Source organism: Citrobacter sp. Cb080 (assembly GCF_030334745.1).
Lineage (GTDB): Bacteria > Pseudomonadota > Gammaproteobacteria > Enterobacterales > Enterobacteriaceae > Citrobacter > Citrobacter braakii.
The window spans coordinates 112457-138218 of sequence record NZ_JAOWDG010000085.1; the positions used below are offsets into that span (position 1 = coordinate 112457).

The following is a 25762-nucleotide window of genomic DNA, read 5'->3' on the forward strand; positions in this document are numbered from 1 at the left end:
TCTGATCAAGCCATCTCAGTTTGCAGACGCAAGACCTGACGGTTAACTTCGGACATCACGGAAAAATGCAGTTTGTCCTTCACTTTTGGGATAAGAATCTTACCCTTATCAAATTCAAAAGCGCCTACATCCTTGATATATAACCGTCCACGAAACAGGATCTTCACGTACTTCGCCACCTGCAGCGGGTTGTATCGTTGGAAAATTTTCATTGTTGTCTCCTGCTGAGCATTACGCCTTTGCGGTACCACAATCGGTCCGACAATCCTCAGGCGCAAATTTTAATGCCCTATGACTATAGACTATCTCGCTCATGTTTCCAGCGTGTATAAGTTTATTTACCTTCAGGTTACAAATATTCAGAATTATCTTTTCAACGCTTCGCTGTCTTCAGTATAAGCCTTCATTTTTCGCAGGATTTGTGCGCCCGTCCGCAAACTGGCATCGCGCTTGCGGGAAAAAGCATCAATCGCACATATGATTAAATTCCAGGCCCAAGTGGTCGGATCACCTGCAAAATAAAGAAAGAAGGAAAACCTATGACCTTACAAAAACTACTGGCGCTGTCGTGCCTGCTGCTGCCGATGATTGCCGGTGCGCATTCGTTTGAGACCAACCAGCGCGTACCGCCGGTGGGGATCGCCGATCGTGGCGAACTGATTCTCGAGAACGATAAGTTTAGCTACAAAAGCTGGAATAGCGCGCAGCTGCCAGGGAAAGTGCGAATTGTGCAACACATTGCCGGACGCACCTCCGCCAAAGAGAAAAATGCTACGCTGATCGAGGCAATCAAAGCGGCCAACCTGCCGCACGACAAATACCAGACCACCACGATCGTCAACACCGATGACGCCATTCCTGGCTCAGGTATGTTTGTGCGCAGCAGTCTGGAGAGCAATAAGAAGCTCTACCCGTGGTCACAATTTATTGTCGACAGCAATGGCATTGCGCGTAAAGCCTGGCAACTGGATGAAGAGAGCTCCGCTATCGCCGTACTTGATAAGGACGGACGCGTTCAGTGGGCAAAAGATGGTGCGTTAACGCAGGAAGAGGTGCAGCAGGTTATTGCCCTGCTGCACAAATTACTCAGTAAATAGCGACGCGGAAGCCGGGGTTGAGGAATGATTCACGTGGGGTGTAATCCAGAGATTTCCCCTGCCAGTCGTGAACGTGCGCCCCGGCTGCGGCGGCAACGGCGTGGCCAGCGGCAGTGTCCCATACGTTAGTTGGCCCAAAACGTGGGTACAGCTGTGCCTGCCCTTCCGCCACCAGGCAGAACTTCAGCGATGAGCCAATCGACGTGGTCTGGTGCTCACCCAACTGTTGCAGATACTCTTTTAACTCATTGTCAGCATGCGAGCGGCTAATCACCACCAACGGCGGACGCGCGTCACGAACATGGATTTGTTTGCGCACGCCGCACTCTTCTTTCCACGCTTTACCTTCTGCCGCGCTGTACATCACTTTCATCACCGGCGCGTAAACCACGCCCAGTACCGGCTTTCCTTGCTCGATAAGCGCAATATTGACGGTGAATTCACCGTTACGCTTAATGAACTCTTTGGTACCGTCCAGCGGGTCTACCAGCCAGTAGCGCTGCCAGTGCTGGCGAACATCCCAGCCAGGAGGCGCTTCTTCAGACAGGACCGGAATATCCGGCGTCAGCGCCAGTAATCCTTCGAGGATCACCGTATGCGCGGCGATATCCGCCGCCGTGACCGGAGAATCGTCCTGCTTGCTGGTAATCTCCATCGGTTTGATTCCATCGTAGACCTGCATAATGGCATCGCCCGCATTCCGTGCAAGCTGGCATACATATTCTAACATTCTCCACCTCGTTTCTGTCGTGGTGTTAACTCGTTGTTTTACTTATACCCGATCGCCAAAGGATCCGCCAACTGTGATAGCGTCTGCGGTTTTAAACGCTATATTCATGTCATGATTCACAGTTCTGTAAGCAAGAAGATTTATATACATTTTCTTTTGTGGCTTAGATCTTAAAAGGATGCCCCTGATGATTAAGTTTAGTGCAACGTTTCTGGCCACGCTGATTGCAGCCAGCGTCAATGCCGCGACCGTCGATCTGCGCATAATGGAAACCACTGATTTACATAGCAATATGATGGATTTCGATTATTACAAAGATACGCCGACTGAAAAATTTGGCCTGGTTCGTACGGCAAGCCTGATCAACGCAGCACGTGGTGAAGTCAAAAACAGCGTGCTGGTTGATAACGGTGATCTGATTCAGGGCAGCCCGCTCGGGGATTATATGGCGGCCAAGGGGCTGAAAGCGGGCGAAACGCATCCGGTATATAAGGCACTGAATACGCTGGATTACGCAGTGGGTAACCTTGGCAACCATGAATTTAACTACGGTCTTGAGTATCTGCACAACGCGCTAGCCGGGGCGAAGTTCCCTTACGTTAACGCCAATATCATCGACGTTAAGACCAAAAAGCCGCTGTTTACTCCTTATCTGATCAAAGAGACTGAGGTTGTCGATCAGGAAGGAAACAAGCAGACGCTGAAAATTGGCTATATCGGTTTTGTGCCGCCGCAGATCATGACCTGGGATAAAGCCAACCTCAGCGGCAAAGTGACGGTGAATGACATTACGGAAACCGCTCGTAAATACGTGCCGGAAATGCGAGCCAAAGGTGCCGATGTCGTGGTGGTGGTTGCTCACTCCGGGCTTTCTGCCGACCCATACCAGGCGATGGCGGAAAACTCCGTTTACTACCTCAGTGAAGTTCCGGGCGTGGATGCCATTATGTTTGGTCACGCTCACGCCGTTTTCCCGGGGAAAGACTTTGCCAACATCAAAGGCGCAGATATCACAACAGGTACGCTCAATGGCGTTCCTGCGGTGATGCCGGGCATGTGGGGCGATCACCTGGGCGTAGTAGATTTAGTGCTGAATAACGATAGTGGTAAATGGCAGGTTACGCAGGGGAAAGCGCAGGCGCGCCCGATTTATGACGCCGCGGCGAAAAAATCACTGGCTGGCGAAGACCAAAAAATCGTTGAGATCCTAAAAGCCGATCACGATGCCACGCGTGAATTTGTCAGCAAACCAATCGGTAAATCTGCCGACAACATGTACAGCTATCTGGCGCTGGTTCAGGACGACCCGACCGTGCAGGTGGTGAATAACGCGCAGAAAGCCTATGTGGAACATTTTATCCAGGGCGATCCGGACCTGGCAAAACTACCGGTACTTTCCGCCGCTGCGCCGTTTAAAGTCGGTGGACGCAAGAACGATCCGGCCAGCTTTGTCGAAGTCGAAAAAGGTCAGCTTACCTTCCGTAACGCCGCTGATTTGTATCTCTATCCCAATACCCTGGTCGTGGTGAAAGCCAGCGGTAAAGAGGTGAAAGAGTGGCTGGAATGTTCCGCCGGGCAGTTTAATCAGATTGATATCCACAGCAGCAAACCACAGTCGTTAATTAACTGGGATGGCTTCCGTACCTATAACTTCGACGTGATTGACGGCGTGAATTATCAGATTGATGTTTCACAACCCGCTCGCTATGACGGTGAATGCCAGACGATTAACCCGCAAGCGGAGCGTATTAAAAATCTGACCTTTAACGGCAAACCGATCGATCCGAACGCAACCTTCCTCGTCGCGACCAACAACTACCGCGCCTACGGCGGTAAGTTTGCCGGGACCGGCGACAGCCACATCGCGTTTGCATCACCAGATGAAAACCGCTCGGTGCTGGCAGCATGGATAGGTTCCCAGACAAAGAGCGCAGGCGAAATTCATCCGGCGGCAGATAACAACTGGCGTTTGGCGCCGATTCACAGCGAGACACAACTGGATATTCGCTTTGAAACATCACCGTCTGATAAAGCCGCTGCGTTTATCAAAGAGAAAGGCCAGTATCCACTGAAGAAAGTCGCTACCGATGACATCGGCTTCGCCATTTATCAGTTGGATTTGAGTAAGTAAGACCACGCCGGGTGGCGCTGCGCCATCCGGCAAGCCCGACCAGGTCGTTTACGTCGATGCCGGGACGTCTTCGTTCTTAACGGTATGATTTGCCAAAACCTGCGGCAAATTCACCTCTATCCAGTCCGCCAGCGCTGCGACTTTTTCGCTCACCTGCTCACCCAACGGTGTCAGGCTATACTCCACATGCGGCGGTACCACTGGATATGACACCCGATTGATAAACCCGTCCTGTTCTAACGCCTGCAGGGATTGCGCCAGCATTTTTTCACTGACGCCGCCCATCTTACGACGCAAATCGCTGAAACGGTGCGTACCGTCGCGCAGCGCCACCAGAATCAATACACCCCAGCGGCTGGTGACGTGTTTTAACACCTCGCGGGAGGGACACTGCTCGGCAAACAAGTTGCCATCACGTAATTGCTGGGAGAGCGTCAAAGCTGTCATTTTCATACTAACCTTTTTGTACGTACTTACTAAAAGTAAGTTTAGGTGTTAATGTGATTAAACACAAGACCAATACCAAAGGAGTTATCCTATGATCGCGATTACTGGTGCCACTGGCCAACTGGGCCAACACGTTATTGAAACGCTACTGAAAACCGTTCCTGCCAGCCAGATTGTGGCTATTGTGCGTAATCCTGCTAAAGCGACGGCGCTTAGCCAGCAGGGCATTACCGTTCGTCAGGCGGATTACAGTGATGAAGCTGCCTTTACCACGGCCTTACAGGGGATAGACAAGTTACTGCTAATCTCCTCCAGCGAAGTGGGACAACGTGCCCCGCAGCATCGCAACGTGATTAACGCGGCGAAAGCGGCCCACGTGAAATTTATCGCCTACACCAGCCTGCTGCACGCCGATCGCTCCCCGCTGGGGCTGGCTGATGAGCATGTCGCAACCGAGAAGATGCTGGCTGAATCCGGTATCGCGTACGCGCTGCTGCGTAACGGTTGGTACACCGAAAACTATCTCGCCAGCGCACCAGCCGCGCTGGAACACGGCGTGTTTATTGGGGCGGCGGGAGAAGGCAAAATCGCCTCGGCGACCCGTGCCGACTATGCCGCCGCCGCCGCGCGCGTCATCAGTGAAGACGGTCATGCCGGTAAAATCTATGAACTGGCGGGCGACGCAGGCTGGACCCTGAGCCAACTGGCGGCCGAACTGGCAAAACAGAGCGGTAAAAAAGTGGTGTATCAAAACCTGAGCGAAGCTGATTTTGCGGCCGCGCTGAAAGGTGTTGGTCTGCCTGCCGGACTGGCGGACATGCTGGCTGACTCAGACGTTGGTGCCTCTAAAGGTGGCCTCTTCGACGACAGCCATACGCTGAGCAAACTGATTGGTCGTCCAACCACGTCGCTGGCAGACAGCGTCAAAGGCATCGTGTAAGTGTTAAAAATTAGTTAATTGTGGTGGCATCCCCGCGCATCCTCTCTGATAATGACATGATGATGCGTGGGGAGAGAATACGTGCAAGGTGTACCTGAGCAGTTTATTGATGAGAAAGACAGCGCCCGCTTTCGCCATCTGGCACAGGTGCCGGGCGTTGAGCTGTATCATGCGCACATCTCGCGTTACGCCTTTGAACCCCACACCCATGAAGCGTTTGGTATTGGCGCGATAGAAGCCGGAGCCGAACGTTTTCGCTATCGCGGCACGCAGTACGTGGCCCCCGCCCATTCCGTCGTCACCATGAATCCCGATGAGCTACATACCGGCGAAGCGGAAACCGCCGACGGCTGGCGCTATCGGATGATCTATCTTGAGCCCGATCTTCTGGAAGAAGTCACCGGGATCCGCCACTGGTGGTTTCATGACGTAACGCGTCACGATCCGCTACGCTCGCGCCAGATCTGCTCGCTGATCCATGGCCTGTGGAACACTGAGGATCCGCTGGCGCAAAAAGGGTTATTACTCGATCTGATCGACACGTTCCAGCCGCTGGCCCGCCATGCGCCGGTATTACCGGAGGGAGCGCATCGCTTTGAGCGGGTACGTGAGTATTTGCACGATAATTATATGCACCCGGTCACGCTCGACGAACTGGCGCGGGTTGCAGCGCTGAGTCCCTGGCATTTTCAGCGCCAGTTTAAATCTCATTTCCACGTCACGCCGCACCAGATGCTGATGGCGATTCGCCTGTGGCGAGCCAAAGGTTTTCTCACTCACGGAATGCCCGCCGCGGAGGTCGCTGCCGCAACCGGCCTCACCGACCAGTCGCATCTCACCCGCGCGTTTACCCATCGCTACGGTATTACACCGGTACGTTATCAGAAACAAGTCGTCCGGCGTTGAACAGCAATCTCATACAATACGGCTGCATTTTTCCTGCCTACACTCGACTTATTGTTAAGCGATGTGGATGTCAAAAATGATTAGCGGCGTGTTGTATGCCCTGCTGGCTGGGCTAATGTGGGGATTAATTTTTGTTGGGCCGCTGATCGTACCGGAATACCCGGCGGTATTGCAGTCGATGGGGCGCTATCTTGCGCTGGGGCTGATAGCGTTGCCGATTGCCTGGCTGGGGCGTGTGCGCTTGCGTCAGTTGACGCGTAAAGACTGGGTCACTGCGCTGGCGCTAACGATGATGGGTAATCTGATTTATTACGTTTGCCTGGCAAGCGCCATCCAGCGCACTGGCGCGCCGGTTTCAACGATGATTATTGGTACATTGCCGGTTGTGATCCCGGTCTTCGCTAACCTGCTCTACAGCCAGCGCGACGGCAAATTATCATGGTGGCGTCTGTCGCCTGCGCTGGTGCTGATTGGTATCGGTCTGCTGTGCGTGAATATCTCGGAGCTGAATCAAGGCTTACCCGACTTTAGCGGCTGGCGTTATGGTTCTGGAATCGCGCTGGCGCTGATCTCGGTAGTGTGTTGGGCGTGGTATGCGCTGCGTAATGCCCGCTGGCTGCGCGAGAATCCAGATAAGCACCCGATGATGTGGGCGACGGCCCAGGCACTGGTAACGTTGCCTGTTTCTCTGCTCGGTTATATTGCAGCCTGCCTGTGGCTGAACGGGCAAACGCCGGACTTTGCCCTGCCCTTCGGCCCACGTCCGGGCGTGTTTATCGGCCTGATGATAGCGATTGCGGTATTGTGTTCGTGGGTTGGCGCACTGTGCTGGAACGTCGCCAGCCAAAAATTGCCGACGGTGATCCTCGGCCCGCTGATTGTCTTCGAAACGCTGGCTGGCCTGGTGTACACCTTTATCCTGCGCCAGGAATTTCCGCCGCTGCTGACGGTAAGCGGCATTGCGCTGCTGATTGTTGGGGTGGTGATAGCCGTCAGAGCCAAACCACAGAAACCAAGCGTCGTCGTGGTTCCACAATCATAATGGCCCGGACGGCGCTGCGCTAATCCGACCTACAAGATATTATTTTGTAGGCCGGAGTAGACGTTAAACTTTAAACACCGCTACGGTCTGATTCAGTCGTGCTGCCTGCTCTTCGAGCGCGGCGGCGGCGGAAGCGGACTCCTCCACCAGCGAGGCGTTTTGCTGCGTCACGCGATCCATCTCGGCAACCGCCTGACCTACCTGATCGATACCCCGGCTCTGTTCATCAGAAGCCGAGGCTATCTCGCCCATGATGTCGGTCACACGGGTCACGGCGCTCACAATTTCCGCCATCGTTTCACCCGCTTCATGCACCAGCGCCGTACCGGCATTCACCCGATTCCCCGAGTCATCAATCAGTGCCTTAATCTCTTTCGCCGCCTGAGCTCTACGCTGTGCCAGTGTACGGACCTCGCCAGCGACCACGGCAAACCCGCGCCCCTGCTCGCCCGCACGCGCCGCTTCTACTGCCGCGTTCAGCGCCAGAATATTAGTCTGGAAGGCAATGCCGTCGATAACATTGGTAATTTGCGCGATTTTGCTGGAACTGGTGGCGATTTCATCCATCGTACGCACTACGCCATCAACCACGGTTCCGCCTTTCTGCGCCGTCTGTGAGGCATTTTTTGCCAGACTGGTCGCCTGACGCGCGTTATCCGCGTTCTGTTTCACGGTAGCGGTGAGTTGTTCCATGCTGGCAGCAGTCTCTTCCAGAGAGGCGGCCTGCTGCTCGGTACGTGAAGAGAGATCGTTACTGCCGGCGGCAATTTCACCTGCGCCGGTATAGATGGTGTCAGCCCCGTCACGTACCACGCTGACTGTGTTCGCCAGCGCCTGCTGCATGTCGCGAACGTTGACTGCCAGCAGCGCCATCTCATTGCTGCCATCGGCGTTGATGCTGTGCGTCAAATCACCCGCAGCAATGTGGCGAATATGTCCCATCACTTCGTGGAGAGGCTTGAGCAGCACTCGCTGCATCGCCAGCCAGCTGGCGATAATCACGGTGATGACAATCAGCATCACGGCAGACAGCAGCCAGATTATCTTCTGGTAATCACTCTCATTGTCCTGCACCCCGGCAGTGGCCAGCGCCGTTTGCGCGCTACGCCATTCCCGATAGACTTCCTGCATGGCCGTTTGCTTTTGCTCGGCATTCTGCTTGAACATCTCTTCCAGCTTACCTTCAGCCAGCAGCGCGTTCATTTTAGCCAGCGTCGCAGAATAGATGCCGTACTGCTCTTCCAGTCGATCGGCCAGATGTTCATCAAGCCCCGGCGTTTCCGGCAGGGCGTAGTATTTATCGTAATGCTCTTTCGATTCGGCTAACAGGCGATTTGCCGTGTTCACCAGTTCCTTCAACTGACCGCCGTTAATCTCGCTGGCCATCGTTCCCTGTAAACGCAACATGCCCCGGTTGAGCGTGACGCGAGCCTGGTTCAGGCTAATCCACGCATCGGTAAACTCGGCCACGTTCTGGCTGGAAAGCTGAGAGACGTTAAAATTTTGCTTATCGTTATTGAGCGCGCCAATAAAGACGCCCGCGGAGATGAGCTGCATCGCGCCAAGGGCGAGTAACACGGTGATAAGTAGGGTTATCACTTTGATTCGTTTAAACATCTGTAGCCTTTTATTATGCAGGTATTGTCTGAGGTCTAACTATCGGCAGCGGCGTGCGCTTATTTAATCCTGTCGCGCGGCTTTTTTCGCCGCCCCTCTCCTTTCTAATAAGATTCAGCACCTTAACGAAACAAGAAATTTTCGTGACATTCCTCACAAAACACCCCACCCCGAAAGGGTTATATCCTTCGCCATAAGTTGCATTTAAAATACATCTTATATTATTGAGAATGAGGTAACGGCAATGTCTTATCGCGATCAACCTTTAGGTGAACTGGCGCTCTCTATTCCTCGCGCTTCGGCCCTGTTTCGTAAATACGATATGGATTACTGCTGCGGCGGTAAGCAAACGCTGGCACGCGCTGCTGCGCGTAAAGAGCTGGATTTAGACTTTATTGAGGCACAGCTCGCGCAGTTGGCTGAACAGCCGCTGGAGAAAGACTGGCGTACCGTGGCACTGGCTGAAATCATCGATCATATCATCGTGCGTTATCACGACAGACACCGCGAACAACTGCCGGAACTGATTCTGCAGGCCACGAAAGTTGAACGCGTTCACGCAGATAAACCGAACGTACCACGCGGTCTGGCGAAAAACCTGACCATGCTGCATGAAGAGCTGTCCAGCCATATGATGAAAGAAGAGCAGATCCTGTTCCCGATGATCAAACAGGGCATGGGTAGCCAGGCGATGGGACCAATCAGCGTGATGGAAAGCGAACATGACGATGCCGGTGAACTGGTCGAAGTGATCAAACACATCACCCATAACGTGACGCCGCCGCCAGAAGCCTGCACCACCTGGAAAGCCATGTATAACGGCATTAACGAGATGATCGACGACTTGATGGAACACATCAGTCTGGAAAATAATGTGTTGTTCCCGCGAGCTCTCGCCGGGGAGTAAAGATATCGCCGGATAGCGCTAACGCGTATCCGGCCTACGGAATTCAGGCCCGGTAAGCATCGCGCTACCGGGCACTAAAATTAACGCATACCTGCCATACGTTTCTTACCGATAAACAACCAACCCAGACCCAGCGCGATGAACCACAGCGGCGTCACGATCAGCGCCTGGCGGGTATCATCTTCCAGCGTCAGCAGTACCAGTACGAAGACGAAGAACGCCATACATACCCAGCACATCAGCTTGCCTAGCGGCATCTTGTAGATTGATTTTTCATGCAGGTGCGGACGCTGCTTGCGGTACACCAGGTACGAGCAAAGAATGATGGTCCAGACGAACATGAACAGAATCGCCGACACGGTGGTGATCATGGTGAACGCGCCAATCACGCTCGGGTTCACGTAAAGCATCACCACGCCGCCCAGCAGACAGATACAGGAGAAGGTTAAACCTTTCGCCGGAACTGCGCGTTTAGACAGTTTGGCAAACGCTTTAGGCGCTACGCCTTCCTGTGCCAGGCCGAACAGCATACGGCTGGTAGAGAACACGCCACTATTTGCGGAAGAGGCAGCTGAAGTCAGCACCACAAAGTTGATCAGGCTCGCCGCGGCAGGCAGACCGACCAGCACAAACAGTTCAACGAATGGGCTCTTGGTTGGCACTACCGAGCTCCACGGTGTTACAGACATAATCACGATCAGCGCAAAAACGTAGAACATGATGATACGGATCGGAATCGAGTTAATGGCGCGCGGCAGAGATTTCTCCGGGTCCTTGGTTTCTGCAGCGGTCGTTCCCACCAGCTCAATCCCCACAAACGCGAACACGGCTATCTGGAAGCCAGCAAAGAAGCCGCTCAGACCTTTCGGGAACCAGCCACCGTCATTCCACAGATGCGTGAACGATGCCTGAACGCCGGTTGGCGACTGGAAGTGCGTCAGCACCATCACCAGACCAACGACAATCAGGCCGATGATGGCGACGATTTTGATCATCGCAAACCAGAACTCCATCTCACCGAACATTTTTACAGTGGCAAGGTTGAGGCTCAGCAGCAGCACGATCACCGCCAGCGAGGCGACCCAGTCTGAAAGTTCGGGGAACCAGAATTGCGCATACGCCGTAATGGCGACAACGTCTGCCATCCCGGTAACAACCCAGCAGAACCAGTAAGTCCAGCCGGTAAAATACCCGGCCCATGGCCCGAGCAGGTCAGAGGCGAAATCACTAAAAGATTTGTACTCCAGATTCGAGAGCAGCAATTCACCCATTGCACGCATCACGAAAAACAGCATAAAACCGATGATCATATACACAAAGATGATCGACGGTCCGGCGAGGCTGATGGTTTTACCAGAGCCCATAAACAGGCCGGTACCAATAGCACCACCAATGGCAATAAGTTGAATATGACGGTTTGTGAGATTGCGCCGTAGCGACTGTTCAGACGAAGCCTCTTCAGCGGCGTCGACTTTTACCTGATCTACCATGTTTTTTCTTCCTGTACCTGTCTGTGTTGTTCAGGCTCTACGGCCTTTAGTGTGTCTATGATACGACGTTCCTGATTATCAGGACTCATCGATATTAGGTAAGAATTGGCGGGATGAATACTAAGATTTAGATATAATGTTAATTTAATGTTTAAAGTGAGTGTCATATCACTCTGATAGCGCGAATCAGCTCACAAAAATACACGCTAACGAGGCATTTGCAAAATAAAATATCGACAACCACGTAACTATAGCTTTTCACGCTATTTTTTTGTTCCCCCCGGCCTCGGAGGGAACAGAAGTCACTGCTTACAGGATCTCAAGCAGCTCAACGTCGAACACCAGCGTGCTGAACGGAGGAATGGACGCGCCAGCGCCACGCTCGCCGTAAGCCAGTTCCTGAGGAATAGTCAGTTCCCATTTGGAACCTACCGGCATCAGGGTCAGCGCTTCAATCCAGCCAGGGATCACGCCGTTAACCGGGAATTCAGCCGGTTCGCCGCGTGCGACAGAGCTGTCAAACACGGTACCGTCGATCAGTTTACCGGTGTAGTGCACGCGAACGCGGTCAGTACGCGCAGGAATAGCACCTTCGCCCTGAGTCAGAACACGGAACTGCAAACCGGATTCAGTGCTGTTCACACCGTCTTTCTCACGGTTTTCTTCCAGATATTTGACGCCATCAGCCGCCATAGCCTGGAAACGCTCGCGACGAACTGCATCAGCGCGTTCGTGGATTTCACGCAGTGCGCGATGCACAACATCAACCGGCACTGCCGGGTGCTTACCTTCCAGCGCGTCAGCGATACCCGCTACCAGCGCTTCAGGCAACAGTCCTTCCAGTCCGGATTCACTCAGCTGTTGTCCTACCTGCAAACCAATGCCGTAGCTTGCTTGCGCTTCGATAGTGTCAAAAGTCGGGTTAGCCATCATATTTCCTTTCATCGGATGTAAAGTAGCGGGCAGCATATCAGCCATGCCGCATCCGGTAAAACTTTGTCTCGGGAACAGATGACAAATCGCGAGGAAACATAAACAATAGGAATACCCCGCGTTGACGTCACGAAAGCGGGTAATATGACGAACATCATAGCATTAGCCATCTATACTCTATGATCGAGGAACGAGACGCGGAGCAGGAGGAAAGCCATGCCCGGGCGCTTTGAATTAAAACCAACCCTGGCGAAAATCTGGCATGCACCGGACAATTTTCGCATTATGGATCCGCTACCGCCTATGCACCGACGCGGCATTATAATTGCTGCTATCGTGCTGGTGATAGGCTTCCTGCTGCCCTCCAGTGACACCAGCGATGCCCCTGTGGTTACGCGTACTGCCCAGCTGGATTTACAGTCACAGTCGCAGCCACCGACCGAAGCTCAACTGCAGGCACAGTTGGTCGCCCCGCAAAACGATCCGGGCCAGGTCGCTCCGCTTGCCCCAGAGCCAATCCAGGAAGGAGAACCAGACGCGCAGCCGCAGGCTCAGCAATCTCAGCCGCAGACGCAACCTTTCCAACAGGATAGTGGAATTGAGCAGCAGTGGCGCTCCTATCGCGTAGACTCGGGCAAAACGCTGGCGCAGGTATTCCGTGACCATAACCTCCCGCCAACCGATGTATACGCAATGGCGCAGGTTGAAGGTGCCGGAAAACCGCTGAGCAACCTGAAAGACGGCCAGATGGTACAAATCAGGCAGAATGCCAACGGCGTGGTAACGGGATTAACCATTGATACCGGTAATGGTCAGCAGGTACTGTTTACTCGACAACCTAACGGCAGTTTTATTCGCGCCCGTTAACCAGCACACCTGTAGACCTGATAAACACAGCGCATCAGACATCAAGGTGAAGCGTCAGCGCTTCACCTTGTTCACCCACCAGATCCCGGAACAGACCAGCACCAGCGCCAGCGCATATTTCCATTCGAGAATGTTTTCGCCGAGGAATATCGCCGACAGAACCGCCCCCGAAACCGGGATCAGGAAGTTAAACGGCGCAATCATCCCCACGCGGTTATGCTTGAGCAGAATACTCCACAACGCAAAAGCGACCGAAGAGAGTAACGTCAGGTAGCCCAGAATCGCCACTGAAGACGCGCCGTGTACGGTCAGCGTGCCACCAAAAGCGTAGCCGCCGATAACCAGCGCCAGACCGCCGACACCCAACTGATATCCTGTCATTACCGTCGGGTCTACCGTCTGAGAAATGCGTTTACCGTATAACGTGGCGGCAGAAAGAATAAAGGCCGCCATCACCACTGAACCGTCCCCTAACAGGCTGAAGTTAAAATCCAGTCCGCTGCTAAAGTTCACCACCATTACGCCGGTAAAACCCAGGATACAGCCCAGCACTTTGTTGTAGCTCAGCTTGTCGTTCTGATAGATAAAATGGGCCAGCAGCACGCTGAAGAAGGTGCCGGTCGCGTTCATGATCGACCCTTTCACCCCCGTCGTGAACGCCAGGCCAATATAGAAGAAGATGTATTGCAGCGAGGTTTGCGTCAGTCCCAACAGCGTGAGCTGACCGTACTGACGCGGGCTTAACCGGCCAATCGGTTTACGCTGCGCCACCGCCAGCAATAGCAGCAATAGCAGCAATAATCCAGCAAACAGGAAGCGATAACCGGCAAAGACAATTTTTGAAGGAATGTCATCCGTGGCAATCTGGAAGATCTCATATCCGCTTTTGATCGCCGGATAGGCGCTCCCCCACAGCAGACAGCAGAACGCTGCGCTCAGGTAGACAACATTTTTACGCGCAAACAGAGGTTGGTGCGTTGGTTCCATTCCATCACCATTTTAAAATAATGTTTTATTTTTATGATTATCCCGAAAAGGATAAAGAATAGCCAGAGCGAAAAGCGGAGGGAACAGAAAAGCAAAACGCCGACACAAGGCCGGCGCTTTTACGCGGTAATCAGAATAAAAACTTATTCTGCAACTACGTTTACAGTCAGCTTAGCAAACACTTCGCTGTGAACCTGGAAGCTCACTTCGTGCTCACCAGTGGTACGCAGAACGCCGTTCGGCAGACGAACTTCGCTCTTAGCTACTTCAACGCCAGCTGCAGTTACAGCGTCAGCGATGTCGCGAGTACCGATGGAACCGAACAGTTTACCTTCGTCGCCAGCTTTAGACGCGATGGTTACGGTTTCCAGTGCGTTGATTTTCTCAGCACGAGCTTCAGCAGCGGACAGAACGTCAGCCAGTTTAGCTTCCAGCTCAGCGCGACGCGCTTCGAAAAATTCAACGTTTTTCTTGGTAGCAGGAACAGCTTTACCCTGTGGTACCAGGAAGTTACGAGCATAGCCCGCTTTAACGTTAACCTGATCACCCAGGCTACCCAGGTTTGCTACTTTATCAAGCAGAATAACTTGCATTACCTTATCCTCTCAAAGTCGTATTAATGGACCGTGACCGATTACTGATGACGATCAGTGTACGGCAGCAGGGACAGGTAGCGAGCGCGTTTGATAGCGCGAGCCAGCTGACGCTGGTATTTTGCACGGGTACCGGTGATACGGCTTGGGACAATCTTACCGCTTTCGGTGATGTAGTTTTTCAGCGTAGCGATATCTTTATAGTCGATCTCTTGAACGCCTTCCGCGGTGAAACGGCAGAACTTGCGACGACGGAAATAACGTGCCATATGGCTAGTCTCCAGAATCTATCAATTCAATCTGCTCGGCATGCAGAACCATTTTGCTCAGGCCGTTCTTTGCCTTGTGGCAAGAGATGAACCCCTGAACGGTCACTGCGCTACCGACCGTTATACTGTGAGTAATGGCCTGGTTTTCGTGTCCGCTAATAATAACGGGCATTTGGCACCACGCCTGCCGGTGAAACCCGGCTTCCTCCTGCACAGAACGATGCTCAAGCACGAACTGGCAATGAGGAATTCCTGATGGACTGACCTTTCGAAGGGGAGCCCTGCACACGGTGCCGGACAACGCCAGACGGTTGGTCATCAGAAATTACTCTTCAGAATCCCCAGCTTCAGCATCATCTGCGGTTTCGTTAGCGAAATCATCGCGACGTTCACGACGCTCGTCTTTCGCTTTAACCATCGGAGATGCTTCGGTAACAGCGTGTTTAGTACGCATAACCATGCTGCGGATAACGGCATCGTTGAAGCGGAAGGTAGTTTCCAGCTCATCGATCACTTCCTGCGGCGCTTCAACGTTCAGCAGAACGTAGTGAGCTTTGTGCAGTTTGTTGATCGGGTAAGCCAGCTGACGGCGGCCCCAGTCTTCCAGACGGTGGATCGTGCCTTCTGCACCAGTGATGGCAGCAGTGTAGCGTTCGATCATACCCGGAACCTGTTCGCTCTGGTCAGGATGGACCATAAAAACGATTTCGTAATGACGCATCGAATTGCTCCTTACGGATTATTCAGCCTCCTGTCTGGGTCAGCCGAGGCCCGGGGAGGCAAGGAACGTGTTAAAGGTCGGCTGAAAAATTGACGCGTCATAATACTGGCGCCTGCCACTAAACTCAAGGTAATTGTACGATTATTTATCATGTCGCCATTAATACATATCCAGCAGCATTTTGACGCTGATGCAAATGGAGACAATGACAATCATGGGTCGGATAACTTTCTTGCCGCGCGTTAGTACGACCGTCGCGCCAAGACGTGCGCCGAGGGACTGCCCGGCAAACATCACCAGCCCCAGCGACCAGATCATTTTACCGCCAAAAATGAAGAACAAAATCGAGGCGATGTTGGACGCCAGGTTAATAAAATTCGAGTGAATTTGCGCCTTATCGATACTGTATCCCCACAGTAGGATATAGCTGAGGGTATAAAAGGAGCCAGCCCCGGCACCGAGAAAGCCGTCATAAAAACCAATGCATCCCCCGCCAATCAATGAGAAGAGAAACAGGGATACCTGCTGCTTTCTTTTCGGTTCGCTGAGATTTGGCGCAAAAATAAAGTAGATAGCGACCGCGATAATCAGGATCGGGAGCAGTTTCTTCAGCAGTTCCGGTTCAATGAACTGGATAAGCGTCGTTCCCATCGCAGAACCGATAAAGGCAGATAAAAACACATACTTGTGCTCCTGCACGTTGATATGCCCCCGGCGTAAAAAATAAATCCCGGAGGTCAGCGAGCTGCCCAGCGCCTGAATTTTATTGGTTGCCAGCGCATTCGCCGGGGGTAAACCAGAAATTAACAGTGCGCCAATCGAGAGAAAACCACCGCCGCCCGACACCACGTTAATAAAGCCTGCCACCAGCGCGACCATAAACATAATCACAAAGTAGCTGAAATCCATGAATGAAGTATCCATAAGTTTTTGCCTTATTATCATAAAGTTATATTAATTATCCGGCTCACTATAAACGGCGTACTCACCCGATTAAATTGACTATTTGGTAAGTGCTTATGCGCGAAAGACAGGTATTTTTCACCGCGCGGTACACACCAGCGGCCTGTTAATAAAAGAAAAGATGGTCATGCGGTAATTTTTTGAACAACTGCATCAGAAATGGTCGCTATCGACTGCGCCGGTAACGGTTAAAATTACATCAGAAGCTAATCACTCACAGGAGAGAGGCAACCAGAGACCGCAGTCGAGGAGGTACATATGCGAGCCCGTGTTTTGACCCTTCTGGCTATGCTTTTGCTTAGTGCAAATGCAACGGCAGCCATCAAAATTGACAATCATCAGGCCAGGAATATGGATGATGTGCAGAGCTTAGGCGTCATTTACATAAATCATAACTTCGCCACTGAAAGTGAAGCCACTCAGGCCCTGAATGAAGAGACCGATGCGCAAGGCGCAACCTACTACCACGTGATCCTCACCAGGGAACCCGGTAGTAACGGAAATATGCACGCCAGTGCAGATATTTACCGCTAGCACCAGAAATAACCAACGAGAACATTGCCGCAGTTTAATTTGCCCCCTTCACAGGGGGCTTTTTTTGCAACAAAGTCCCACAGCCAGATCAATAACATCCCCTGAATGATTGGGCTCCAGGACTTAGTCGTTACTTCTGTCCGTAATAGGCGTTTGGACCGTGCTTACGCATGAAATGCTTATTCATCAGATAACTGTCGATGGGGCTAAGCGCCGGATTAATGCCACGCGCAATCCATGCCATTTTTGCCACTTCCTCCATCACCACGGCGTTATGTACCGCATCGTGAGCATCCTTGCCCCAGGCAAACAGGCCATGCTGGTACACCACTACGCCAGGCGTATGCAAAGGTTCCACCTCCCCCAGCGTTTCGACAATCACCTTACCGGTATTTAGCTCATACTCGCCCTGAACTTCAGCTTCAGTTAACGCCCTGGTGCAAGGAATATCGCCAAAGAAGTAATCCGCATGCGTCGTGCCGAACGAGGGAATTGCCAGACCCGCCTGCGCCCATGCCGTCGCGTGCGTTGAGTGGGTGTGCACCACGCCGCCGAGAGAAGAATAGCGGCGATACAGCTCCAGATGGGTGACGGTATCAGAAGAAGGACGATAGCGCCCTTCCACTACGTTGCCGGCCAGATCCACAACCACCATGTCATCTACCTGCATCGTTTGGTAGTCGACGCCGCTAGGCTTAATCACCACCAGACCGCGCTCGCGGTCAATGGCGCTGACGTTCCCCCAGGTGAACGTCACCAGCCCGTAGCGCGGCAAATCCATATTGGCCTCAAAAACCTGCTGTTTAAGTTTTTGCATTACACCGCCTCCACCAGACCTGCGCTGGCCATTCGAGCCTTCACCCAGTCGCGCGCCTTCGCGACTTCACGTGCCGGGTCGTCCGACGTTTCACTCCACATCTCAATCAGGTATGGTCCGCAGTACCCACTCTGTTTGAGCGTCGCAAAACAACGTTCGAACTCAACAACCCCTTCACCAAACGGCACATTTTTGAATACACCGGGTTTGGTATCCTTCACGTGTACGGCAACGATATGACCCATCCCAGCCTGCAGCTCCATCTGCACGTCGTTATCCCACGCCGACAAATTGCCAATATCGGGATACAGCTGGAACCACGGATTGTTGAGATAGTGGGCATAACCCAGTGCCTTGCTGATCGAATTCATCAGCGGATAATCCATGATTTCCATCGCCAGCGTCACCAGCGCGCGGCTCGCCATCTCCACGCTCTCTTTCAGCCCATCGCGAAACCGACGACGCGTTTCGTTATTGGCCTGCTGGTAATAGACGTCGTAACCCGCCAGTTGAATAACGCGAATACCGATATCCTGCGCAAACTGAATGGCTTTACGCATGATCTCCAGCCCCTGTTCGCGCACCGCATCATCTTCACTGCCAAGCGGGAAACGACGATGAGCGCTCAGGCACATGGACGGTACGCGTATCCCTGTCTCAGCGATAGCGGCCACCAGCGCCAGTCGCTGCTCGCGGCGCCAGTCAAGACGCGCCAGGCGATCGTCGGTTTCATCAACCGATATTTCGACAAAATCAAAGCCCAGTTCCTTCGCCAGCTGCAAGCGTTCCAGCCAGCACTCCCCGCCGGGGAGCGCTTTTTCATAGATACCGAGCGGGACCTGTTTCGACAACATAGTCGCTCCTTATCCCCACAGTTGGGCGATGGAACGTTTGAACTGACGCGCAGCGTCTACCGGAGAGGCGGCATCGCGAATACTACGTCCGGCAATAAAGACGTGGATAGGGATCCCCTGGAACAGCGGCAGATCCTCCAGCGCCAGGCCACCGGTGACGGTGACCTTAAAGCCCATATAAGAAAGGCGTTTGATGGCGCTAATATCTGCCTCTCCCCATGCCACACCCGCCGCCTGCGCGTCACGGCTGCGGTGATATACCACTTGCCCAATGCCCGCGTCACGCCACTCCTGCGCCTGCTCCCAGGTCCAGTAACCAGTCAGTTCAATCTGCACGTCGCCATTAAATTCTTTCGCCACCTCCAGCGCCCCCTGGTGGTGTTGATATCCGCGCAGCAGATGACGGTAACCCAGTCAGCATTGGCTTCGAAACACATGCGCGAGAGGATTTTACCCGCGTCGGCGATTTTGGCATCCGCCAGCACAATTTTATGCGGATAAAGCGCCTTCAGATCGCGTACGGCGCGCACCCCCTCAGCCACGCAAAGAATCGTCCCCACCTCAATGATATCGACCTCTTCGGCAATCAGACGCGTCGTTTCATAGGCGGAAGACATTGATTGGTTATCCAGCGCAACCTGCAACATAGGTAATGACATTTTGGTATCCTTTTAAACAGCCGCCGCAGTGGCGTTATCAATTAAATCCAGCACTTCCTGCGCGGTACGGCAGGCACGTAAACGGTCGAAATTGGCTTCGTCGTCAAAGAGATTCACGATCTGCATGATGCCGACTTCCTGATGTGTGTTGGCGTCTACTGCCGCCATGGTGATCAGGATGTCGACCGGGTCGTTATCTTCGTGGTTAAACACCAGCGGTGTTTTCAGCGTCACCAGCGCAAAACCGGTTTTCTTGACCCCTTCCTCCGGACGGCCGTGCGGCATTGCCAGGCCGGGCGCAATCACAAAATACGGGCCGAACTGTTCGACTCCGTCGAGGATGGCCTGGTAGTAGCGTGGTTCAACCACATCAGCCTTAACCAGCAGATCCACGCTCAGCTTTACCGCTTCCTGCCAGGAACTGGCCTCGGCCTGTAAAAGGATGGTGTTATTGTCTGCCAGCGAATCACGTAATTTCATAGGCCGCCTCCTTACTTCACGTCCTGAGGGAAATGCGCGTTGATCACTTCCAGCAGTTTTGGTCCAAAATCGGCGGGAGACAGCATGTTGCGTACGCCAACAACATATTTATTGCCCGATACGGTAATCTCACCGGCGATATGGGTAGAAGCGATGATGATATCCGCGCCGCTCAGTTCACTTTTGTATTCGCCTACTGCGCAACTGTTTACCGTATGGTCAATATTTGACTGGGTTAAAAACTGATCCACCTTCATCTTCATGATCATGGAACTCCCCTGCCCATTGCCACATACAGCCAAAATACGTACGGTCATAATCGGAACTCCTTATTAAGCAGAGTGTTCTGCCAGTTGTTTTTCTGCGTCTTCCTCAGCGCGCAAGGTGCGTCCTGCGAAAAACATATAAGCCAGTGCAATCAGAATAATGACGGCCATAAACACGATGCCGATGGAGGCAAAGCCCTGCATCATCGGCGGCGCCAGAATTGACCAGTCCGCCATGCCCATCCAGGCGCTCATCCCGGTGAGCTTCACCGCCCAGACGCAGCCGAAGATTTCGATCATCCCCATCACCAGGCAAATCTTGAGTGCCGCACGCCAGCCGCCAAAGTGGTTAGCAAACACGCCGATAGTCGCGTTCGAGAAGAACATCGGAATAAAGCCAGGGATAATCAGAATAGAAGAGCCGCAACCCACCAGGATGCCCACCGCAATCAGTTGGCCGATGGTGCCCCACATAAAGCCCCAGACCACCGCGTTGGGCGCAAAGCTATAAATCGCCGCGCAGTCGATAGCCAGCACTGCACCCGGGATCAGACGTTGAGAGATACCGTTGAACGCTTCTGAAAGCTCAGCAACGAACATACGTACGCCCTGAGTGATGATGAAAATAGCGACGGCAAACGAAAAACCGGTCTGCAGAATATAGACCGTCCAGTGGGTTTTACCCGCCATCGCCTGAACCACATCAATGCCGAAAGAGAGCAGGATCGCGCCGAAGAAGAGGGTCATAACAATCGCGGTAGAAACGATGTTGTCATGGAAGATATTCAGCCAGCCCGGCAGCTTCAGATCTTCAACACTCTCCTCTTTCTTACCCAGATAAGGCGCGACTTTGTAGGCAATCCATGAAGCGAACTGCTGCTGGTGACCGATGGAGAAACCGCAGCCGTCGGTCACTTCCTGCGTCGGCTTGTACATCATATTGGAAGTAATGCCCCAGTAGAGGGACACCAGCACCGCGGTGCAGATGATGGTGGTCCACATCGGGTAACCAAAGATGTAGAGAGAGACGGCAATCAGGCCCGCCTGCTGGAACATAATGTGGCCGGTCAGCATGATGGTGCGAATGCCGGTAATACGCCGTAGCAGTACGTAACAAATATTCATCGCCAGCGCCAACAGCACAGCATAACCCACCCAACTATAGGCATCGCCCATACGTTCGATGGTTGCCATCATGGAGGCATAGGTATCGGAAATCGCACCATTGATACCGTAAACTTCGGACATCTTCGCCACCACCGGTTTAAACGTGCTGGTCAGAATGCCCGATCCCGCTTGCAACAACATAAAACCGATAATCGTTTTGATCGTGCCTTTGATAATAACGCTGACGCTTTTACGCAGCAGGATGTAACCAAGACAGGTCACAATACCCAACAGCAAGGGCGCGTTGGTCATAACCTGATTAAAAAAGACGGTAAAGATGTTGTAGAGGATCTCCATAACGATCTCCAGTAGACGAAGTTGCTGAACATTCATTACAGATGCCCAGGATGTTGTGCCCTCACTCTAATTTTCAAAAGTAATCACAACAAGATTGAATTTGATTAAATGTGATGCAGTACGCAAATAATTCACACACTTGCAGAGCGGCTTTACTTCTAATTCATCGTTTCCAAAATAAAACCTATTAAAACAATAAAATACAAAACAAACACTCATGCAAACCATCCTGTCACGCTGTGATTTGATCACATTTCCCCGTTGAACAGGTAAAATCAACGCATTGCCTTCTTGAAAAAATGATGTCAATATCAATCAAAATAAATCACAAATTGACTTAATCTGAATAGACATGAAGGTAAATGCGATGAGTAAAGTAAAAAGCATCACGCGTGAATCATGGATCCTGAGCACATTCCCGGAGTGGGGAAGTTGGCTGAATGAAGAGATCGAACAGGAGCAGGTCGCCCCGGGCACATTCGCTATGTGGTGGCTTGGCTGTACCGGCATCTGGCTGAAGTCGGAAGGCGGGACGAACATCTGCGTCGATTTCTGGTGCGGAACGGGTAAACAGAGTCACGGTAACCCGCTAATGAAAACCGGCCACCAGATGCAGCGCATGGCTGGGGTGAAGAAACTGCAGCCAAACCTGCGCACCACGCCGTTTGTTCTTGATCCGTTTGCAATTCGACAGATCGATGCGGTGCTGGCGACACACGATCATAACGATCACATCGACGTGAATGTCGCGGCCGCCGTCATGCAAAACTGCGCTGATGACGTGCCATTTATCGGGCCGCAAACCTGTGTGGATCTGTGGATCGGTTGGGGTGTGCCAAAAGAGCGCTGCATCGTGGTAAAACCAGGCGATGTGGTGAAAGTGAAAGATATTGAAATTCATGCGCTTGACGCGTTTGATCGTACGGCATTAATCACGCTACCTGCCGATCAAAAAGCGGCAGGTGTGCTGCCGGATGGTATGGATGCCCGTGCGGTAAACTACCTGTTCAAAACACCGGGCGGTACGCTGTACCACAGCGGAGACTCGCACTACTCTAACTACTACGCAAAGCATGGCAACGAGCACCAGATCGACGTTGCGCTCGGCTCCTATGGTGAGAATCCGCGCGGGATTACGGACAAAATGACCAGCTCCGACATGCTGCGCATGGCGGAAGCGTTGAATACGAAAGTGGTGATCCCTTTCCATCATGACATCTGGTCAAACTTCCAGGCCGACCCTCAGGAGATCCGCGTACTGTGGGAGATGAAAAAAGATCGACTGAAGTATGGCTTTAAGCCGTTTATCTGGCAGGTGGGCGGTAAGTTCACCTGGCCGCTGGACAAAGACAACTTTGAATATCACTATCCGCGCGGCTTTGATGACTGCTTCACGATTGAACCGGATCTGCCGTTTAAATCCTTCTTGTGACCCCTACAAAATGCCGGGCTATTCCGGCATTTTTTCCCATTTACTTTAGTATTTCCAGGCTATTTCAAATATCATCTTTTCAAATCAATTTGTATCGGAATAGCTCATGACTGAAGCACAAAGACATCAAATATTGCTGGATATGCTGGCGCAGTTGGGCTTTGTTACCGTTGAGAACGTGATTGAGCGTCTGGGGATTTCACCAGCCACAGCACGCCGGGACATCAATAAACTCGACGAAAGCGGCAAACTCAAGAAAGTCCGCAATGGCGCAGAAGCCATCACCCAGCAACGTCCGCGCTGGACACCTATGAATCTGCATCAGGCGCAGAACCACGATGAAAAAGTTCGCATTGCCAAGGCCGCATCCCAGCTTGTAAATGCGGGTGAAAGCGTGGTGATCAACTGCGGATCAACCGCCTTCCTGCTTGGTCGTGAAATGTGCGGCAAGCCAGTGCAGATCATCACCAATTATCTGCCGCTGGCGAACTATCTGATCGACCAGGAGCATGACAGCGTGATCATCATGGGAGGGCAATACAACAAAAGCCAGTCCATCACGCTTAGTCCGCAAGGCAGCGAAAATAGCCTGTATGCCGGACACTGGATGTTTACCAGCGGTAAAGGGTTGACCGCGGACGGACTGTATAAAACCGATATGCTAACCGCGATGGCTGAGCAGAAGATGCTTAACGTAGTGGGTAAACTGGTGGTGCTGGTCGATAGCAGTAAGGTCGGTGAACGCGCGGGGATGCTGTTCAGTCGCGCCGATCAAATCGATATGCTCATTACCGGCAAAAACGCTAACCCTGAGATTCTGCAACAACTTGAAGCTCAGGGCGTAAGCATCATGCGCGTTTAAAGGTGCTGGCGAAAAAACGTTACCGTCGCAGCCAGCGCCTCTGGCGTGATGCGGTGGCGCACGCCCGCTTCCCACAGGCAGGTTAAATTGTTATCCAGCCCTGCCTGAATCAGCGCCTGCTGTAAGCGGAAGGTTTCAACCGCGGGCACCACATCGTCCTCCTGTCCATGCCACAACAGCAACGGTCGGTCGGCCAGGCGTTGTAGTTGATGCGTAACGTCCCATTCGGCGAGCGGTGCGATAACGGCATCGAACTCTGCCTGCTGCTCTGGCGTCTGGACCCGTAAAGGGGGAAAAAGCGTTTGTGCAAGACGGGTAAAATAGCCCGAACCCATCAGGCTGGCTACACATTTAACCTCGGGATGGCGGGCCATAATGCCCAACGCCGTCATGCCTCCCATCGACGCCCCCGCAACAGCAAGTCTTTCATCTGATAGCCAATTTTCCGCCACCAGCGCCGCACGTAACGTCGTAAACTCCTGCATGTTTTGCTGCAATATATGCCAGAAGCGGAACATTCGCTCCTGAGCATCACCGTTGAAGCGGGCACCATGGTCAGGCGCATCGGGCATGACAACCCGGAATCCGGCCTGAGCCAGAGCAACGGCAAAATAGCTATAAACCAGACTTGAAGATGTAAACCCGTGATAGAAAATAATGCAAGGGAGTGAACACTCGCGTTTACCAGCCGGAACGGCGTGCAGGACAGGGATACCAGCCAACTGTCGTGTTTCAATTTCAATCATTTGTCGCCTCTTTTTTTCTGGTATGCCATGCAGCAATACTTAACGCAAGCGAATGTGTTCGGCAATGATTCATAATGTTGAGAACTGGGTTACGCTTTCGCAACATTTTCATTCGAAAATCGCGTGAGAGATAACACTTCGGGAGCATTCCCCTAAAGGGAAATTGATAAGGCACTACACTATGGCTATCAGGAAACGAGATAGAGTTATGCGTCGGTTTGCCTCTTTATTGCTGGTGATGCTTTTAAGCGCCTGTAGCGTGCTACAGGGAACGCCGCAACCCGCACCGCCCGTTGCCGACCACCCGCAGGAGATCCGCCGTGACCAGAGTAATGGGTTACAGCGAATAGGAACGGTCAGCGCGCTGGTAAGAGGCTCTCCGGATGATGCGCTGGCAGAGATCCGTGACAAAGCCGTCGCGGCTAAAGCTGATTACTACGTGGTTTTATTAGTGGATGAAACCATCGTGACAGGCCAATGGTATTCACAGGCTATTTTGTATCGTAAATAACATTGGGTTGGAATTTAGTCAGCTTTACATTGCTTTGCGCCGCTATGCGTTTACCTGTGCACAATAAACCAACAGCAGGAAGCTTGAGGTTTATTATCGCGATGGAATGCCCTGCCGTGTGTAGGGGTACGAATAATGGAGCTGACGATGAAACAATCACTTGCCTTATCCTCACTGCTGCTTTCTGCCGGACTGGTAGGTACTACGGCGCAGTCTGCCGAGTTCGCCAGTGCTGACTGCGTTACAGGCCTGAACGAAATTGGCCTGATATCTGTCAGTAACATTGCAGGGAATCCGCAGGATGTAGAACGAGTAATCGCGTTAAAAGCGGATGAACAGGGTGCCTCATGGTATCGGATCATTCAGATGTACGAAGACCAGCAGCCCGACAACTGGCGCGTACAGGCCATACTCTATGCTTAACAGATTGCCGGATGGCGTAAACTTATCCGGCCTACATTGAATGTAGGCATGATAAGGCGCGCCAGCGTCGCCAT

Annotated in this window: 30 protein-coding genes and 1 pseudogene; 12 read left to right on the forward strand and 19 right to left on the reverse strand. The window is 52.6% G+C overall.

Annotation, left to right across the window (positions count from 1 at the left end; genetic code table 11):
• Positions 1 to 5 precede the first annotated feature (5 nt).
• On the reverse strand, positions 6 to 212 hold the full coding sequence (locus OGV38_RS24550; protein ID WP_003025710.1) for a DUF1107 domain-containing protein: 207 nt from the start codon (positions 210 to 212) through the stop codon (positions 6 to 8).
• Between the two features lie 327 nt (positions 213 to 539).
• On the opposite strand from OGV38_RS24550, the gene OGV38_RS24555 reads away from it, so the two are divergent.
• Positions 540 to 1097 carry a YtfJ family protein gene (locus OGV38_RS24555; RefSeq protein WP_269518269.1) on the forward strand — a complete coding sequence of 186 codons (558 nt, stop codon included), beginning with the start codon at positions 540 to 542 and terminating at the stop codon, positions 1095 to 1097.
• Here the strand turns inward: OGV38_RS24555 and cysQ are convergent.
• Positions 1087 to 1827, reverse strand: coding sequence for a 3'(2'),5'-bisphosphate nucleotidase CysQ (gene cysQ, locus OGV38_RS24560; RefSeq protein WP_286475383.1), 741 nt, complete (start codon positions 1825 to 1827; stop codon positions 1087 to 1089). The genes OGV38_RS24555 and cysQ overlap by 11 nt on opposite strands.
• Before the next feature lie 187 nt (positions 1828 to 2014).
• Here cysQ and cpdB point away from each other — a divergent pair, with 187 nt between their 5' ends.
• Entirely contained in the window at positions 2015 to 3958 is a 1944-nt protein-coding gene (gene cpdB / locus OGV38_RS24565) for a 2',3'-cyclic-nucleotide 2'-phosphodiesterase (protein WP_016155525.1), read from the forward strand.
• Positions 3959 to 4006: 48 nt separating this feature from the next.
• On the opposite strand, the gene OGV38_RS24570 is transcribed toward cpdB, so the two are convergent.
• Positions 4007 to 4411 carry a winged helix-turn-helix transcriptional regulator gene (locus OGV38_RS24570; RefSeq protein WP_047358571.1) on the reverse strand — a complete coding sequence of 135 codons (405 nt, stop codon included), beginning with the start codon at positions 4409 to 4411 and terminating at the stop codon, positions 4007 to 4009.
• Positions 4412 to 4496: 85 nt separating this feature from the next.
• Here OGV38_RS24570 and OGV38_RS24575 point away from each other — a divergent pair, with 85 nt between their 5' ends.
• The 3 genes from OGV38_RS24575 (at position 4497) to OGV38_RS24585 (ending at position 7293) form a co-directional block, all read left to right on the forward strand.
• Positions 4497 to 5345 carry an SDR family oxidoreductase gene (locus OGV38_RS24575; RefSeq protein ID WP_046275833.1) on the forward strand — a complete coding sequence of 283 codons (849 nt, stop codon included), beginning with the start codon at positions 4497 to 4499 and terminating at the stop codon, positions 5343 to 5345.
• Positions 5346 to 5426: 81 nt separating this feature from the next.
• Positions 5427 to 6251, forward strand: coding sequence for an AraC family transcriptional regulator (locus OGV38_RS24580; protein ID WP_016155523.1), 825 nt, complete (start codon positions 5427 to 5429; stop codon positions 6249 to 6251).
• A 76-nt stretch (positions 6252 to 6327) separates the two neighbouring features.
• Entirely contained in the window at positions 6328 to 7293 is a 966-nt protein-coding gene (locus OGV38_RS24585) for a DMT family transporter (RefSeq protein WP_016151440.1), read from the forward strand.
• A 63-nt stretch (positions 7294 to 7356) separates the two neighbouring features.
• Here the strand turns inward: OGV38_RS24585 and OGV38_RS24590 are convergent, their stop codons facing one another.
• Entirely contained in the window at positions 7357 to 8910 is a 1554-nt protein-coding gene (locus OGV38_RS24590) for a methyl-accepting chemotaxis protein (RefSeq protein ID WP_286475386.1), read from the reverse strand.
• Between the two features lie 244 nt (positions 8911 to 9154).
• Here OGV38_RS24590 and ytfE point away from each other — a divergent pair, with 244 nt between their 5' ends.
• Positions 9155 to 9817, forward strand: coding sequence for an iron-sulfur cluster repair protein YtfE (ytfE, locus tag OGV38_RS24595; RefSeq protein ID WP_269518262.1), 663 nt, complete (start codon positions 9155 to 9157; stop codon positions 9815 to 9817).
• An 80-nt stretch (positions 9818 to 9897) separates the two neighbouring features.
• Here ytfE and cycA read toward each other — a convergent pair whose 3' ends face one another.
• Complete coding sequence (cycA, locus tag OGV38_RS24600; RefSeq protein WP_016151437.1) at positions 9898 to 11307, reverse strand: D-serine/D-alanine/glycine transporter; 1410 nt, start codon at positions 11305 to 11307, stop codon at positions 9898 to 9900.
• Between the two features lie 309 nt (positions 11308 to 11616).
• Entirely contained in the window at positions 11617 to 12237 is a 621-nt protein-coding gene (gene bamJ / locus OGV38_RS24605) for a BamJ family beta-barrel-assembly machinery protein (protein ID WP_029139741.1), read from the reverse strand.
• A 219-nt stretch (positions 12238 to 12456) separates the two neighbouring features.
• Between bamJ and OGV38_RS24610 the strand changes: the two genes are divergently transcribed.
• A complete protein-coding gene (locus tag OGV38_RS24610) occupies positions 12457 to 13107 on the forward strand; it encodes a LysM-like peptidoglycan-binding domain-containing protein (RefSeq protein WP_016151435.1) in 651 nt (216 codons plus the stop codon).
• 54 nt (positions 13108 to 13161) lie between these two features.
• On the opposite strand, the gene OGV38_RS24615 is transcribed toward OGV38_RS24610, so the two are convergent.
• The 6 genes from OGV38_RS24615 to OGV38_RS24640 all read right to left on the reverse strand — a co-directional run bounded on the left by OGV38_RS24615 (position 13162) and on the right by OGV38_RS24640 (position 16601).
• Positions 13162 to 14094 carry a DMT family transporter gene (locus tag OGV38_RS24615; RefSeq protein WP_286475389.1) on the reverse strand — a complete coding sequence of 311 codons (933 nt, stop codon included), beginning with the start codon at positions 14092 to 14094 and terminating at the stop codon, positions 13162 to 13164.
• A gap of 143 nt (positions 14095 to 14237) precedes the next feature.
• Complete coding sequence (gene rplI, locus OGV38_RS24620; protein ID WP_003025676.1) at positions 14238 to 14687, reverse strand: 50S ribosomal protein L9; 450 nt, start codon at positions 14685 to 14687, stop codon at positions 14238 to 14240.
• A gap of 41 nt (positions 14688 to 14728) precedes the next feature.
• Entirely contained in the window at positions 14729 to 14956 is a 228-nt protein-coding gene (rpsR, locus tag OGV38_RS24625) for a 30S ribosomal protein S18 (protein ID WP_000135199.1), read from the reverse strand.
• 4 nt (positions 14957 to 14960) lie between these two features.
• Positions 14961 to 15275 carry a primosomal replication protein N gene (gene priB, locus OGV38_RS24630; protein ID WP_003025674.1) on the reverse strand — a complete coding sequence of 105 codons (315 nt, stop codon included), beginning with the start codon at positions 15273 to 15275 and terminating at the stop codon, positions 14961 to 14963.
• A gap of 6 nt (positions 15276 to 15281) precedes the next feature.
• Positions 15282 to 15677 carry a 30S ribosomal protein S6 gene (gene rpsF, locus OGV38_RS24635; RefSeq protein ID WP_016151433.1) on the reverse strand — a complete coding sequence of 132 codons (396 nt, stop codon included), beginning with the start codon at positions 15675 to 15677 and terminating at the stop codon, positions 15282 to 15284.
• A gap of 159 nt (positions 15678 to 15836) precedes the next feature.
• Positions 15837 to 16601 carry a TSUP family transporter gene (locus OGV38_RS24640; RefSeq protein WP_016151432.1) on the reverse strand — a complete coding sequence of 255 codons (765 nt, stop codon included), beginning with the start codon at positions 16599 to 16601 and terminating at the stop codon, positions 15837 to 15839.
• A 297-nt stretch (positions 16602 to 16898) separates the two neighbouring features.
• On the opposite strand from OGV38_RS24640, the gene yjfY reads away from it, so the two are divergent.
• The gene (yjfY, locus tag OGV38_RS24645) at positions 16899 to 17174 is read left to right on the forward strand and encodes a DUF1471 family protein YjfY (RefSeq protein ID WP_016155520.1); all 276 of its coding nucleotides are present in this window, start codon (positions 16899 to 16901) and stop codon (positions 17172 to 17174) included.
• A 130-nt stretch (positions 17175 to 17304) separates the two neighbouring features.
• Here yjfY and OGV38_RS24650 read toward each other — a convergent pair whose 3' ends face one another.
• The 6 genes and pseudogenes from OGV38_RS24650 to ulaA all read right to left on the reverse strand — a co-directional run bounded on the left by OGV38_RS24650 (position 17305) and on the right by ulaA (position 21714).
• The gene (locus tag OGV38_RS24650; protein WP_269518253.1) at positions 17305 to 17991 is read right to left on the reverse strand and encodes an L-ribulose-5-phosphate 4-epimerase; all 687 of its coding nucleotides are present in this window, start codon (positions 17989 to 17991) and stop codon (positions 17305 to 17307) included.
• Positions 17991 to 18845, reverse strand: a complete 855-nt coding sequence (locus OGV38_RS24655; RefSeq protein ID WP_269518251.1) for an L-ribulose-5-phosphate 3-epimerase — start codon at positions 18843 to 18845, stop codon at positions 17991 to 17993. The genes OGV38_RS24650 and OGV38_RS24655 overlap by 1 nt, the downstream gene beginning before the upstream one ends.
• Before the next feature lie 9 nt (positions 18846 to 18854).
• Positions 18855 to 19504 (reverse strand): annotated as a pseudogene (locus tag OGV38_RS24660) (3-keto-L-gulonate-6-phosphate decarboxylase UlaD).
• Between the two features lie 12 nt (positions 19505 to 19516).
• Positions 19517 to 19984, reverse strand: a complete 468-nt coding sequence (gene ulaC / locus OGV38_RS24665; protein WP_016155516.1) for a PTS ascorbate transporter subunit IIA — start codon at positions 19982 to 19984, stop codon at positions 19517 to 19519.
• 11 nt (positions 19985 to 19995) lie between these two features.
• Complete coding sequence (ulaB, locus tag OGV38_RS24670; RefSeq protein WP_016151426.1) at positions 19996 to 20301, reverse strand: PTS ascorbate transporter subunit IIB; 306 nt, start codon at positions 20299 to 20301, stop codon at positions 19996 to 19998.
• A gap of 15 nt (positions 20302 to 20316) precedes the next feature.
• On the reverse strand, positions 20317 to 21714 hold the full coding sequence (ulaA, locus tag OGV38_RS24675) for a PTS ascorbate transporter subunit IIC (protein WP_075848999.1): 1398 nt from the start codon (positions 21712 to 21714) through the stop codon (positions 20317 to 20319).
• A 367-nt stretch (positions 21715 to 22081) separates the two neighbouring features.
• On the opposite strand from ulaA, the gene ulaG reads away from it, so the two are divergent.
• Together ulaG and ulaR are read left to right on the forward strand one after the other, a co-directional pair.
• A complete protein-coding gene (gene ulaG / locus OGV38_RS24680; protein ID WP_016151424.1) occupies positions 22082 to 23146 on the forward strand; it encodes an L-ascorbate 6-phosphate lactonase in 1065 nt (354 codons plus the stop codon).
• 106 nt (positions 23147 to 23252) lie between these two features.
• Positions 23253 to 24008: an HTH-type transcriptional regulator UlaR gene (gene ulaR / locus OGV38_RS24685; RefSeq protein ID WP_003025646.1), complete on the forward strand. Its 756-nt coding sequence runs from the start codon at positions 23253 to 23255 to the stop codon at positions 24006 to 24008.
• Here the strand turns inward: ulaR and yjfP are convergent.
• Positions 24005 to 24754 carry an esterase gene (yjfP, locus tag OGV38_RS24690; protein WP_016155514.1) on the reverse strand — a complete coding sequence of 250 codons (750 nt, stop codon included), beginning with the start codon at positions 24752 to 24754 and terminating at the stop codon, positions 24005 to 24007. The genes ulaR and yjfP overlap by 4 nt on opposite strands.
• Before the next feature lie 181 nt (positions 24755 to 24935).
• Between yjfP and bsmA the strand changes: the two genes are divergently transcribed.
• Entirely contained in the window at positions 24936 to 25265 is a 330-nt protein-coding gene (bsmA, locus tag OGV38_RS24695; RefSeq protein ID WP_029139740.1) for a biofilm peroxide resistance protein BsmA, read from the forward strand.
• A 147-nt stretch (positions 25266 to 25412) separates the two neighbouring features.
• On the forward strand, positions 25413 to 25688 hold the full coding sequence (gene yjfN / locus OGV38_RS24700) for a DUF1471 family protease activator YjfN (RefSeq protein ID WP_016155512.1): 276 nt from the start codon (positions 25413 to 25415) through the stop codon (positions 25686 to 25688).
• Positions 25689 to 25762: the final 74 nt, after the last annotated feature.